We start from the raw sequence: 13,055 nt of genomic DNA on the forward strand, positions 1-13,055 counted from the left end.
ATGTCTCGCCCTTCTCAACCGCTCTAGCGTAACCCCACACTCGAGTAGAACCGTCCATGCTGGTCAGCCAATACAACCCTATCCTTGTCGTCCTCTCCTTTGCTGTTGCCATCCTTGCTGCGTATACCGCGCTGAACATGGCTGCACGCGTCGCCGGGAGTCATGGCGTCGCTGCCCGCATCTGGCTTGCTGGCGGCGGTATTGCTATGGGCATCGGCGTGTGGGCCATGCATTTTATCGGCATGCTGGTGATGGACCTCTCCATGAGCATGAGCTACAACGCCACCCTGACGGTGCTATCCATGGTCATCGCCGTAGGTTCGTCGCTGTTTGCGCTATGGCTCGTGAGCTGCGAGCAACTACGCCTGCGCCGACTGCTGCCCGGCGCGCTGGTGATGGGAAGCGGTATTGTGGCTATGCATTACACCGGCATGGCGGCGCTGGAAGTGATGCCCGGGATTATCTGGGACAAGATGTGGGTGGCCATTTCGGTCGTGATTGCGCTTGCCGCTTCGCTCGCGGCATTATGGCTGACCTTCCGCCTGCGTCGCGAAGCCGCGCAGGTCGTGCTGATGCGCATGGGTGCCGCCATCACGATGGGAATTGCCATTGCCGGCATGCACTATGCCGGGATGAAAGCGGCGCAGTTTCCAATGTCCACAATGGTTCACCATGAGGGGATTAACGGGAGCTGGCTGGCGGTGCTGGTCAGCGTCGTCGCGCTCTCTATTCTTGGGATCACCCTGCTGGTTTCGATGCTGGATGCCCGCCTTCAGGCACGCACCGCTCTTCTGGCCTCGTCGCTGGCAGAAGCTAACCGGGAACTCGCTCAACTGGCGCTACACGATACCCTGACGCGCCTGCCCAACCGTATCCTGCTGGAAGACAGACTCGATCAGGCCATCAGCAAAGCCGATCGTGAAGGGAACCACTTTGCCCTGATGTTCATGGATCTTGACGGCTTCAAAGCCATCAATGATGCCTACGGCCATGATGTCGGTGACAGGCTGCTGGTCGCCGTTACGCAGCGTCTGCTGCTGCTTCTGAAAGGCCAATTCACCCTTGCACGTATCGGCGGTGATGAGTTTGTTCTGCTGGCAGAGGGAGAAGGTCCGGACGACGCGGCATCGCTGGCGAATTCGCTGGTGCGCGCGATCGATAGCCCGTTCAATCTCAGCCCCTATGAACTGGTGGTGACCCTCAGCATAGGTATTGCGCTGTACCCTCACGACGGAAAAACCGAGCGTGAGCTAATGTTTAACGCCGACGCGGCGATGTATCACACGAAGCATATGGGCCGTAACGGTTACCACTTTTTCCAGCCCTCCATGAACACCCTGGCGCAGACCCATCTCCAGTTAATGAACGATCTGTGGATGGCGATCGATCGCAATGAGCTGCGCCTGCTGTATCAGCCAAAATTTAACGCCCCCGCGGGTCCTGTCCTCGGATTCGAGGCGTTATTGCGCTGGCAGCATCCTAAGCAGGGGTTACTGACGCCGGACCTTTTTCTGCCGCTGGCGGAAAAAACGGGGCTAATCGTCCCCATTGGCAACTGGGTGATTAATGAAGCCTGTCGCCAGCTGCGGGAATGGCATCTTCAGGGACATCAAAGCTGGTCAATGGCGGTAAACCTGTCGACACTGCAGTTTGAACAACCTTCGCTGGTTAAAACGGTTCTCGACTGCCTGGCACTTCATCAGGTGCCACCGGAAATGTTGATCCTCGAAGTGACGGAAACGACGGCGATGAGCAACCCGGATGAGAGCGTACGGGTGCTGACAGAGCTGACGAATGCGGGGGTGAAGGCCTCCATTGATGATTTTGGCACCGGATATTCGAGCCTGCTGTACCTCAAGCGCTTACCGGCCTGCGAGCTAAAAATCGACAGGGCGTTTGTACAAGAGCTCAGCGGCGAGAGCGAGGATGCCACTATTGTCTCAGCGATTGTGGCCCTCGCTAAAACACTTAACCTGAAAGTCGTGGCTGAAGGTGTGGAAACCGAAGCGCAGCAAGCCTTTTTGACCGAGCTGGGCTGTAACACCCTTCAGGGTTATCTGCTAGGTAAACCCGTCAGCGCGCAGACCATAGAAGCACTTTGTGCCCGCGGGGAAATGTTACCTGGCGCTGAGCAGTAACCGCCCTCATCTGGCGACACGCGAATAACCGGGAGTGTCGCCAGTATGCTATCGACCAGAGCGGGAGCCTGCTGATAAAGATTAAAACTGTCGTTATTCATTAACCAGTTTTTAATTATTCCGCTAAAAAAACCGTGGAATACAATTAAGGTGAGATCTACATTCACCTGTGGCGAAATGATGTTCCGCGAAATACAGGTTTCCAGCGCGGTACGTAGCGTGTCATCGTTGAACCCGATACGCTTTCTGATTTCGCGCTCAGAAATCATATCGCTGCTAAATTCACACTTATGATACAGAATTTGTAAAAGCGCACATTGCCGGGGTTCATGGGCAATATATTGCAGCGCAGTAATAAATTGCTCACGAAGTTTTAACAATGGATCGTCACTATCGGAAAGGGAAAGCCTGTCGTGAATCATGTCGCGAAGCGGTAATTGTTGTTCCCAGATGGCATTAAATATTTCAGATTTACTGGTGAAGTGCCAGTAGATCGCGCCGCGCGTCAACTTAGCGGCATCAGCGATATCCGTCAGCGTCGTGCTGGCTACGCCACGCGTGGCAAACTGTCCGATAGCCGCCTCAATCAGCTGCTGCCGGGTTTGTTGAGCCTCTTCTTTCTTTTTACGCGCCATAGGCAATTACTCGTTACTCACAAGGATTAAAGGTCATATTGCGTTCATGCAAATGTAAGTATTCACTAAAAATCGTTTTAATTTTGCACAAAAAAAGTCACACCTCTGGATTTATAATTAATACAAATAAGTCCAATCAATTAAATTGACGGAGTGAATAATTATAAAATATTAAACTCATTTATCTAATTAACATGCCTGGACTATATCCCAGAATGGAGCCGGTCTTATTCTGATTTTCGTCTACAAGCATGGTCATTCGCACTTATAAATTAAAAAACATTAAATACCCTCATTATTATACGCAGCTACATTTTATTTTTATCCCTCTGCCCCTGCTACCGATTCGCAGCATATATCGGTTAATGGGTATTTAAAGGAACAGTAATGACGAATCATTTCAGACGCTTGCCCTTATCCGGTTTCATTGTCTGCGCGGTACTGCTCACTGGATGCGATGATCAGGAAAATCAACAACAGCATCTGCAGGCGCCTCAGGTCAGCGTGCATATTGTGAAAAGCGCGCCTCTGGCTGTCACCACTGAACTCCCGGGCAGAACAGATGCATTTCGCGTTGCGGAGGTTCGTCCTCAGGTTAGCGGCATTATCCTGCGCCGTAACTTCGCGGAGGGTAGCGATGTAAAAGCGGGCGAGTCACTTTACCAGATTGATCCTGCGCCCTATCAGGCCGCCTATGACAGCGCGAAGGGTGAGCTGGCGAAGGCTCAGGCGGCGGCCAATATTGCGCACCTGACGGTGAAACGTTATCTCCCGCTGGTAGGCACCCAGTATGTCAGTAAGCAGGAGTATGACCAGGCCGTGGCGACGGCTCAGCAGGCAGATGCCAGCGTGGTTGCCTCAAAAGGGGGTGTTGAAAGCGCACGTATCAACCTTGCCTACACCAAAGTGACCTCTCCGGTTGATGGTCGTATCGGAAAATCCAGCGTGACAGAAGGGGCGCTGGTGACGAACGGGCAAGCCGCAGCGCTGGCAACGGTCCAGCTGCTCGATCCGATTTATGTTGATGTCACCCAGTCCAGTTATGATTTTATGCGCCTGAAACAGACGAGCCTGCAAAAAGGTGATATTGCCAGCAACGTTGAGCTGCTGATGGAGAACGGGCAGCCCTACCCGCTAAAAGGCACATTGCAGTTCTCTGACGTCACGGTCGATGAAAGTACCGGCTCGATTACCCTGCGCGCCATTTTCCGGAACCCTCAGCATCTGTTGTTACCCGGCATGTTCGTTCGCGCCCGCATTGATGAGGGCACCCAGCCGGATGCGATTCTGGTACCACAGCAGGGCGTAACCCGTACACCGCGAGGTGATGCAACCGTGCTGGTGGTGAACGATAAAAACCAGGTTGAGCCGCGAACCGTCGTGGCCCCTCAGGCAATTGGCGATCGCTGGCTGGTGACGGAAGGGCTGAAAAACGGTGACCGCGTGATTGTCAGCGGGCTACAGAAAGTCAGGCCGGGGGTAACCGTCGTCGCTACGCCGGACACCACCACGGCTCCAGCCGGTTAAGGGACGACGACATGGCTAATTTCTTTATTCAGAGACCGGTTTTCGCCTGGGTACTTGCCATCATTTTGATGATTGCAGGCGGGCTGGCCATTCTCAAACTTCCCGTCGCGCAGTATCCGACCATTGCTCCTCCCGCCGTGGCGATATCCGCGACCTACCCGGGCGCTGACGCTCAAACGGTGCAGGATACCGTGACCCAGGTTATCGAACAGAACATGAACGGCATCGATAACCTGATGTATATGTCCTCCACCAGCGATTCAGCGGGTAACGTCACCATCACCCTGACCTTCGAGTCAGGAACCGATCCGGATATCGCCCAGGTACAGGTGCAGAACAAGCTGCAGCTCGCCATGCCGCTGCTGCCGCAAGAGGTACAGCAGCAAGGGATTGGCGTGGAGAAATCCAGCAGCAGCTTCCTGCTGGTCGCCGGCTTTGTTTCAGACAACAAGAATCTCACGCAGAATGACATCTCTGACTATGTCGCTTCGAACGTCAAAGATGCCATCAGCCGAACGTCTGGCGTCGGTGACGTTCAGCTGTTTGGCGCTCAGTATGCGATGCGCATCTGGCTCGACAGCAACGCGATGAACAAATACCAGCTGACGCCGCAGGATATTATCAACCAGCTGAAAACGCAGAACGACCAGATAGCTGCAGGCCAGCTGGGCGGAACGCCGTCCATCCCCGGGCAGCAGCTCAATGCCTCAATCATCGCGCAAACCCGCCTGAAATCACCGGAGGAGTTTGGTCGCGTGACGCTCAAGGTGAACCAGGACGGCTCGATGGTTCATCTGAAGGACGTGGCTCGCATTGAGCTGGGTGGCGAAAACTACAACATGGTCACTAAAATAAACGGGCAGGCGGCAACCGGCCTGGGGATTAAGCTGGCAACCGGGGCAAATGCGCTGGACACCGCGGCAGCCATTAAGAGCAAGCTGGCGCAACTGCAGCAGTTCTTCCCGCAGGGGCTGAAAGTGGTCTATCCCTATGACACCACGCCTTTTGTGAAAATCTCCATCCACGAAGTGGTGAAGACCCTGTTTGAAGCGATCGTTCTCGTCTTCCTGGTCATGTACCTGTTTCTGCAAAACCTGCGGGCAACGCTCATCCCGACTATCGCGGTACCGGTCGTTCTGCTGGGTACCTTTGCGATTCTGGCGGCGTTCGGTTTTTCCATTAATACCCTGACGATGTTCGGCATGGTGCTGGCGATTGGTCTGCTGGTCGATGACGCTATCGTGGTCGTTGAGAACGTCGAGCGCGTCATGGTCGAGGACAAACTGCCGCCAAAAGAGGCCACGCAGAAGTCTATGGAGCAGATCCAGGGCGCACTGGTGGGGATCGCCATGGTGCTCTCGGCGGTCTTTATTCCGATGGCCTTTTTTGGCGGCTCGACGGGGGCAATCTATCGTCAGTTCTCGCTGACTATCGTTTCCGCGATGGCGTTGTCCGTACTGGTTGCGCTAATCCTGACGCCCGCCCTCTGCGCAACGTTGCTTAAGCCCGTATCCGGCGACCATCATGAGAAAAAAGGGGGCTTTTTCGGCTGGTTTAATGCGCTTTTTGATAAAAGCGTGGAGCACTACAGCAACAGCGTGAGCGGGATTTTGCGTAAGACAGGGCGCTATCTGGCGGTGTACGTCATTATCGTCGGTGGGATGGCGGTGCTCTTCCTGCGCTTGCCCACCTCCTTCCTGCCCGAAGAGGATCAGGGGGTGTTTATGACGATGGTTCAACTCCCGGCGGGTGCAACCCAGACGCGTACTCAACAGGTGCTCGATCAGGTTCAGGACTACTATCTGAACAACGAAAAGGCGAACGTGGAATCCGTCTTTACCGTTAACGGCTTTAGCTTTAGCGGCCAGGGCCAGAACTCCGGTATAGCCTTCGTCAGCCTTAAGCCCTGGGAGGAGCGCCCGGGGGCGGAAAACGGCGTTGAAGCCATTGTGGGTCGCGCGACGAAAGCCTTCAGTCAAATTACAGATGGCCTCGTGTTCCCGTTTAACCTGCCTGCAATTATCGAACTGGGTACCGCCACGGGCTTCGATTTTGAATTGATCGATCAGGCCAACCTGGGGCATACCCAGCTGACGCAGGCGCGTAACCAACTGCTCAGCATGGTGCATGAGCACCCTGACCTGCTGGTTCGCGTGCGCCCTAACGGCCTTGAAGATACGCCTCAGTTCAAGCTGGATGTCGATCAGGAGAAAGCGCAGGCGCTGGGCGTCAGCCTTTCTGACGTGAACCAGACGATTTCGACGGCCTTAGGGGGCACCTATGTTAACGACTTTATCGATCATGGGCGCGTGAAAAAGGTCTACGTCCAGGCCGACGCAAAATTCCGTATGTTGCCGGGAGATATTAATAATCTTTACGTGCGCAGCGCGAAGGGGGAAATGGTCCCGTTTTCAGCCTTCAGCAACGCTCGCTGGGTCTATGGTTCACCTCGTCTGGAGCGCTATAACGGGATGCCCTCTATGGAGATCCTGGGTGAATCCGCTCCGGGTAAAAGTACCGGTGAAGCCATGGTTATGATGGAAAATCTCGCGGCAAAACTGCCTTCCGGCATCGGCTATGACTGGACGGGGATGTCTTATCAGGAGCGGCTCTCGGGTAACCAGGCGCCTGCCCTGTACGCCATTTCACTGATCGTGGTGTTCCTGTGTCTGGCAGCGCTGTATGAAAGCTGGTCCATTCCGTTCTCCGTTATGCTGGTTGTGCCGCTGGGGGTCATTGGGGCTCTTCTCGCAGCGTCGCTGCGCGGGTTAAACAATGACGTCTATTTCCAGGTCGGCCTGCTGACGACGATTGGTTTATCGGCGAAAAACGCCATCCTGATCGTCGAATTTGCTAAAGACCTGATGGATAAAGAAGGTAAAAGCATTATTGAAGCCACTCTGGAAGCTTCCAGGATGCGCCTTCGACCGATCCTGATGACATCCCTGGCCTTTATCCTTGGCGTCATGCCGCTGGTGATCAGCTCGGGGGCCGGGAGCGGCGCGCAAAACGCCGTCGGTACGGGCGTTATGGGGGGAATGCTTTCCGCAACGCTTCTGGCGATATTCTTCGTGCCCGTTTTCTTTGTGGTTGTTCGGCGAAGGTTTACTCACCCTAAAGATTAATGTTTCCCTGAAAAGGCACCTCTGGTGCCTTTTTTATTTTTAACATAAACAACGAATTAGGTTTTGCAGAAAGGCAGTATTAAGAGCATGATGATTTGCATTAAGTAAAAACAGTCTCTTGCAGCTCCATAATGCCTCCATTAATTCCTCCTGAAACCGACTTTTCTCCACGATTTTTACAAACTACATAATTTGAGATTATTCCTCGTGTAACGAGAACTTACCCCGGTGGTAAAATAACCTCCAGTTCGTTAATAGCCCTCCTGGCTATAGGACGGATGAGAAATAATACTGAGGTAACATCATGAAAAGATTCATTTCCGTTGCACTTCTCGCTGCGCTGCTTGCTGGTTGCGCGCACGATTCTCCATGTGTACCGGTTTACGACGACCAGGGCCGACTGGTTCATACCAATACCTGTATGAAAGGCACCACCCAGGATAACTGGGAGACTGCGGGTGCGATCGCCGGCGGTGCTGCCGCAGTAGCGGGTCTGACGCTGGGTATTGTTGCCCTGACGAAGTAACATCTGTTGAGAAAGCGCGGCTCTGGCCGCGCTTTTGCTTTTAATGAGTGCAGTATTTTCAAATAAGTAAAAAAATAGCTCCGTATTTATTCACATAATTAATCTAAGCCTGAAGTCAGTCACAACTTTTTCGCATACTCATTCAAATTACTTATTCTATCGTGATGATTTTCACACATTAATATTATTGAATACCCTGCCAATATTCACGCTGAAAACTATCTCTTCTTTTTCCTGACCCGACTCGCAACTTTTGCTCCAATTTGTGGCACAGGTTGTAATTTCGCACCGTTTCGGGGCGCTCGTTTTATTTAAGCCTGTCTACACTCAGCATTAAGCGTTCACTCGTCTCTTATTTTGTCGAACGCAAAACTGGCATTACGTTTGCTTTATAAACGTTGGCCAAAGCCACAGACAGGTTAAGCGTTTAAAAACGCCTCTATAACGATAAATTTCGCCACACAGGATGCATTATGAAAAAGACGATGATAGCCAGCCTGGCCGCTGCAGGCATGTTGTTTGCCTTAGCCGGTCAAGCCCATGCGGGAACGACACTGGATGCCGTTAAAAAGAAAGGTTTTGTTCAATGCGGTATCAGTGACGGTTTGCCTGGCTTCTCTTATGCCGATGCGAACGGCAAATTTACCGGTATCGATGTGGACGTCTGCCGTGGCGTTGCTGCCGCCGTTTTTGGTGATGACAGCAAAGTAAAATACACCCCGCTGACGGCGAAAGAACGCTTTACGGCGCTGCAGTCCGGAGAGGTCGACATGCTCTCCCGTAATACCACCTGGACGTCCTCACGTGATGCAGGCATGGGGATGTCATTTACGGGCGTGACCTATTATGACGGCATCGGCTTCCTGACCCACAATAAAGCGGGCCTGAAAAGCGCTAAAGAATTGGATGGCGCCACCGTTTGTATCCAGGCGGGCACCGATACCGAGCTGAACGTCGCGGATTATTTCAAAGCAAACAACATGAAATACACCCCGGTGACATTCGACCGCTCGGATGAATCGGCCAAAGCGCTGGAGTCCGGCCGTTGCGACACGCTGGCCTCTGACCAGTCACAGCTGTATGCCTTACGTATTAAGCTGAGCAATCCGGCAGAATGGATCGTTCTGCCTGAAGTGATCTCCAAAGAACCTCTCGGACCGGTGGTACGTCGTGGCGATGAAGACTGGTTCTCTATCGTTCGCTGGACGCTGTTTGCCATGCTGAACGCAGAAGAGATGGGCATCAACTCGAAAAACGTTGATGAGAAAGCTGCTAAGCCATCCAACCCGGATATGGCACACCTGCTGGGTACAGAAGGTGATTTCGGCAAGGATCTGAAGCTGGATAACAAGTGGGCCTACAACATCATCAAACAGGTGGGCAACTACTCTGAGATCTTTGAGCGCAACGTGGGATCGGAAAGCCCGCTGAAGATCAAACGCGGCCAGAACAATCTCTGGAACAACGGCGGTATTCAGTACGCGCCACCGGTACGTTAAGTCATAGCTGTAACGGGCACTGCTCCGGCAGTGCCCACTCCAGAGTCATGGTTACTGAGGTTTCTTTATGTCCCATCGCCGCTCAGCCGTAAAAGGATCGCTATCCTTTTCTCATCCCGCGGTCCGCGCCTGGCTATTCCAGATTATTGCTATTGTTGCGGTTGTTCTCATCGCCGTGTATCTGATCCATAACACCATCACCAACCTGAATAACCGCGGCATTACCTCCGGTTTTGCGTTTTTAGATCGCAGCGCGGGGTTTGGTATTGTTCAGCACCTTATTGATTACCAGGAAGGTGACACGTACGGACGCGTGTTTGTGGTCGGTTTACTGAATACGCTGTTGGTATCGGCGCTTTGTATCGTCTTCGCGTCGATACTGGGCTTCTTTATTGGCCTGGCGCGTCTTTCTGAAAACTGGCTCCTGCGGAAACTATCGACTGTTTATATCGAGACGTTCCGTAATATCCCCCCGCTCCTGCAGATCTTCTTCTGGTATTTCGCCGTACTGCGTAACCTTCCCGGTCCCCGTCAGGCCGTCGACGCGTTTGAGCTGTTTTTCCTCAGTAACCGAGGGTTGTCCATTCCTTCTCCTCAGCCGGGTGAAGGACTGTACGCTTTTATCGGCGCAATTGTGATAGCGCTTGCGCTCTCTGCGGGGGTATTCCGTTTTAACCGCAAGCATCAGGTCAAAACCGGTCAGCTTCGTAGAACCTGGCCCACGGCAGTTGTCCTGATCGTTAGCCTGCCGCTAATTGCGCACTGGCTGTTTGGGGCAGCGCTGCACTGGGATATTCCACATCTGCGGGGCTTTAACTTTCAGGGCGGGATGGTATTAATTCCCGAGCTGGCGGCCCTGACGCTGGCGCTGTCGATTTATACGTCCGCGTTTATCGCAGAGATTATCCGTGCAGGGATCCAGGCCGTTCCCTATGGGCAGCACGAGGCGGCGCGCTCGCTGGGATTACCCCATACCGTAACGCTTCGTCAGGTCATTATTCCGCAGGCTTTACGGGTCATCATTCCCCCCCTGACCAGTCAGTATCTCAATATTGTCAAAAACTCGTCGCTGGCCGCTGCCATTGGTTACCCGGATATGGTGTCACTCTTCGCCGGAACCGTGCTTAACCAGACCGGACAAGCCATCGAAACCATCGCCATCACGATGTCTGTCTATCTGATCATCAGCCTGGTGATTTCACTGCTGATGAACCTTTATAACCGCCGTATAGCACTGGTCGAGCGCTAAGGATCTATGATGACAAAAGCGATACTGTCGCACTCCTCGCGCCCTGCCAACTCGACAGGTGGACGTTTCATTCTCTGGGCGCGTAAGAATCTGTTCTCCAGCTGGAGTAACAGCCTGCTGACGATTGTCTGCCTGTGGCTCATTTGGGAATTGATTCCTCCCCTGCTGAATTGGGCATTTTTACAGGCCAACTGGGTCGGTTCAACCCGAGCAGACTGCACAAAAGCCGGCGCCTGCTGGGTGTTTATTCATGAGCGCTTCGGTCAGTTCATGTATGGATTGTATCCCCACGAACAGCGCTGGCGGATTAATCTGGCGCTGGTCATCGGCCTGCTTTCTGTCGCAGCCATGTTCTGGAAAAAGCTGCCTCATCGTGGACGCTATATTGCCGGCTGGGCAGTGGTTTATCCGATTATTGTCTGGGTACTGTTGTATGGCGGTTTCCTGGGACTGGAACGCGTTGAAACGCGCCAGTGGGGCGGGCTGACGCTGACGCTGATTATCGCTTCAGTAGGGATAGCCGGTGCGCTACCGTGGGGGATTTTACTGGCCCTGGGACGGCGTTCAAAAATGCCGATCGTCCGCGTGCTCTCCGTTATCTTCATTGAGTTCTGGCGCGGCGTACCGCTTATCACCGTGTTGTTTATGTCGTCGGTCATGCTGCCGCTGTTTATGGCAGAAGGAACAACCATCGACAAGCTGATCCGTGCCCTGGTGGGGGTGATTCTCTTCCAGTCCGCCTATGTCGCTGAAGTTGTACGTGGTGGTCTGCAGGCGTTGCCTAAAGGCCAGTACGAAGCGGCGGAATCACTGGCTCTCGGTTACTGGAAAACGCAGGGACTGGTCATTCTTCCACAAGCACTCAAGCTGGTCATTCCGGGTCTGGTCAACACGATCATTGCCCTCTTCAAGGATACCAGCCTGGTGATCATTATCGGATTGTTCGATCTCTTTAGCAGCGTGCAACAGGCAACCGTTGACCCCGTCTGGCTGGGCATGTCCACCGAAGGATATGTCTTTGCTGCCCTGATCTACTGGATCTTTTGTTTTAGCATGTCGCGCTACAGCCAGCATCTGGAAAAGCGCTTTAACACCGGGCGTACACCGCACTGAGGAAATTATGAGCCAAATAACTATGACACCCGCCGACGCGATGATTACGCTGGAAAATGTGAATAAATGGTACGGACAATTTCATGTCCTGAGGGACATTAATCTTAAGGTAAAGCAGGGAGAACGCATCGTCCTTTGCGGCCCTTCGGGCTCCGGAAAATCCACAACCATTCGCTGTATTAATCATCTTGAAGAACATCAGCAAGGACGCATTGTGGTTGATGGTATCGAGCTGAATGAAGATATCCGTAATATCGAACGCGTACGTCAGGAAGTAGGAATGGTATTTCAACACTTTAATCTGTTTCCGCACCTGACCGTTCTGCAGAACTGTACGCTTGCGCCGATTTGGGTACGAAAGATGCCGAAAAAGGAAGCGGAGGCGTTGGCAATGCACTACCTGGAACGTGTACGTATCGCAGAGCATGCCAATAAGTTTCCTGGCCAGATATCGGGTGGCCAACAGCAGCGTGTGGCTATCGCCCGTTCGCTGTGTATGAAGCCGAAAATTATGCTGTTTGATGAACCGACATCTGCCCTCGATCCGGAAATGGTGAAAGAGGTTCTGGACACCATGATTGGGCTGGCACAATCCGGCATGACCATGCTCTGTGTGACGCATGAGATGGGGTTTGCGCGAACCGTGGCCGACCGGGTGATCTTTATGGACCGCGGTGAGATTGTTGAGCAGGCACCGCCGGATGAGTTCTTTGCGCATCCAAAGTCAGAACGCACGCGAGCATTCCTGTCGCAGGTGATTCATTAGTTGTTTGCTCTGCCGGGTGGAGGCTTCGCCTTACCCGGCCTACCGTTTTTTCGGCGCATAAACGCAAAAAGGCCATCCTTTCGGATGGCCTTCTCACTTATTTGATGTCTGGCAGTTCCCTACTCTCACATGGGGAGACCCCACACTACCATCGGCGCTACGGCGTTTCACTTCTGAGTTCGGCATGGGGTCAGGTGGGACCACCGCGCTAAAGCCGCCAGACAAATTCTTTTACTTCTTGCCGAACTTTAACCTAAGTATAAAGTGGTGCTGATACCCAGAGTCGAACTGGGGACCTCACCCTTACCAAGGGTGCGCTCTACCAACTGAGCCATATCAGCACGCTAAATTTGATGCCTGGCAGTTCCCTACTCTCACATGGGGAGACCCCACACTACCATCGGCGCTACGGCGTTTCACTTCTGAGTTCGGCATGGGGTCAGGTGGGACCACCGCGCTAAAGCCGCCAGGCAAATT

9 protein-coding genes, 1 tRNA gene and 2 rRNA genes are annotated in these 13,055 nt (G+C 53.2%); 8 read left to right on the forward strand and 4 right to left on the reverse strand.

Features of this window, described 5'->3' with window-relative positions:
- The first annotated feature begins 56 nt into the window (after positions 1-56).
- The gene (locus tag NUX24_RS12085) at positions 57-2,138 is read left to right on the forward strand and encodes a bifunctional diguanylate cyclase/phosphodiesterase (RefSeq protein WP_257831727.1); all 2,082 of its coding nucleotides are present in this window, start codon (positions 57-59) and stop codon (positions 2,136-2,138) included.
- On the opposite strand, the gene envR is transcribed toward NUX24_RS12085, so the two are convergent.
- Complete coding sequence (gene envR / locus NUX24_RS12090) at positions 2,054-2,773, reverse strand: acrEF/envCD operon transcriptional regulator (protein ID WP_257831729.1); 720 nt, start codon at positions 2,771-2,773, stop codon at positions 2,054-2,056. The genes NUX24_RS12085 and envR overlap by 85 nt on opposite strands.
- A gap of 387 nt (positions 2,774-3,160) precedes the next feature.
- On the opposite strand from envR, the gene NUX24_RS12095 reads away from it, so the two are divergent.
- The 7 genes from NUX24_RS12095 to NUX24_RS12125 all read left to right on the forward strand — a co-directional run bounded on the left by NUX24_RS12095 (position 3,161) and on the right by NUX24_RS12125 (position 12,578).
- Positions 3,161-4,300 (forward strand): efflux RND transporter periplasmic adaptor subunit, encoded by a 1,140-nt coding sequence (locus NUX24_RS12095; protein WP_257831731.1) that lies wholly within the window; start codon positions 3,161-3,163, stop codon positions 4,298-4,300.
- Positions 4,301-4,311: 11 nt separating this feature from the next.
- Positions 4,312-7,425 carry an efflux RND transporter permease subunit gene (locus tag NUX24_RS12100; protein WP_126329168.1) on the forward strand — a complete coding sequence of 1,038 codons (3,114 nt, stop codon included), beginning with the start codon at positions 4,312-4,314 and terminating at the stop codon, positions 7,423-7,425.
- 304 nt (positions 7,426-7,729) lie between these two features.
- Complete coding sequence (locus NUX24_RS12105) at positions 7,730-7,951, forward strand: lipoprotein (protein WP_008502867.1); 222 nt, start codon at positions 7,730-7,732, stop codon at positions 7,949-7,951.
- A 473-nt stretch (positions 7,952-8,424) separates the two neighbouring features.
- Positions 8,425-9,450 carry an amino acid ABC transporter substrate-binding protein gene (locus NUX24_RS12110; RefSeq protein WP_047650969.1) on the forward strand — a complete coding sequence of 342 codons (1,026 nt, stop codon included), beginning with the start codon at positions 8,425-8,427 and terminating at the stop codon, positions 9,448-9,450.
- Between the two features lie 67 nt (positions 9,451-9,517).
- On the forward strand, positions 9,518-10,699 hold the full coding sequence (locus tag NUX24_RS12115) for an amino acid ABC transporter permease (RefSeq protein WP_047650970.1): 1,182 nt from the start codon (positions 9,518-9,520) through the stop codon (positions 10,697-10,699).
- 9 nt (positions 10,700-10,708) lie between these two features.
- Positions 10,709-11,812: an amino acid ABC transporter permease gene (locus NUX24_RS12120; protein WP_126329410.1), complete on the forward strand. Its 1,104-nt coding sequence runs from the start codon at positions 10,709-10,711 to the stop codon at positions 11,810-11,812.
- A 7-nt stretch (positions 11,813-11,819) separates the two neighbouring features.
- Positions 11,820-12,578: an amino acid ABC transporter ATP-binding protein gene (locus NUX24_RS12125; RefSeq protein WP_023309440.1), complete on the forward strand. Its 759-nt coding sequence runs from the start codon at positions 11,820-11,822 to the stop codon at positions 12,576-12,578.
- A gap of 106 nt (positions 12,579-12,684) precedes the next feature.
- Here NUX24_RS12125 and rrf (NUX24_RS12130) read toward each other — a convergent pair.
- The 3 genes from rrf (NUX24_RS12130) to rrf (NUX24_RS12140) form a co-directional block, all read right to left on the reverse strand.
- A 5S ribosomal RNA gene (rrf, locus tag NUX24_RS12130) occupies positions 12,685-12,800 on the reverse strand.
- A 43-nt stretch (positions 12,801-12,843) separates the two neighbouring features.
- Positions 12,844-12,919: transfer RNA gene (locus NUX24_RS12135), tRNA-Thr, on the reverse strand.
- A 14-nt stretch (positions 12,920-12,933) separates the two neighbouring features.
- Positions 12,934-13,049: ribosomal RNA gene (gene rrf, locus NUX24_RS12140) — 5S ribosomal RNA — on the reverse strand.
- Positions 13,050-13,055: the final 6 nt, after the last annotated feature.

This window comes from Enterobacter sp. HG048, from assembly GCF_024702055.1.
GTDB lineage: Bacteria > Pseudomonadota > Gammaproteobacteria > Enterobacterales > Enterobacteriaceae > Enterobacter > Enterobacter dykesii.

Excerpts from the sequence above, each read along its gene's own strand:
- NUX24_RS12110 (WP_047650969.1), top strand. The coding sequence starts at position 8,425 with ATGAAAAAGACGATGATAGCCAGCCTGGCCGCTGCAGGCATGTTGTTT.
- NUX24_RS12105 (WP_008502867.1), top strand. The coding sequence starts at position 7,730 with ATGAAAAGATTCATTTCCGTTGCACTTCTCGCTGCGCTGCTTGCTGGT.
- NUX24_RS12120 (WP_126329410.1), top strand. The coding sequence starts at position 10,709 with ATGACAAAAGCGATACTGTCGCACTCCTCGCGCCCTGCCAACTCGACA.
- NUX24_RS12125 (WP_023309440.1), top strand. The coding sequence starts at position 11,820 with ATGAGCCAAATAACTATGACACCCGCCGACGCGATGATTACGCTGGAA.
- NUX24_RS12095 (WP_257831731.1), top strand. The coding sequence starts at position 3,161 with ATGACGAATCATTTCAGACGCTTGCCCTTATCCGGTTTCATTGTCTGC.
- NUX24_RS12115 (WP_047650970.1), top strand. The coding sequence starts at position 9,518 with ATGTCCCATCGCCGCTCAGCCGTAAAAGGATCGCTATCCTTTTCTCAT.
- NUX24_RS12100 (WP_126329168.1), top strand. The coding sequence starts at position 4,312 with ATGGCTAATTTCTTTATTCAGAGACCGGTTTTCGCCTGGGTACTTGCC.
- NUX24_RS12085 (WP_257831727.1), top strand. The coding sequence starts at position 57 with ATGCTGGTCAGCCAATACAACCCTATCCTTGTCGTCCTCTCCTTTGCT.
- envR (WP_257831729.1), bottom strand. The coding sequence starts at position 2,773 with ATGGCGCGTAAAAAGAAAGAAGAGGCTCAACAAACCCGGCAGCAGCTG.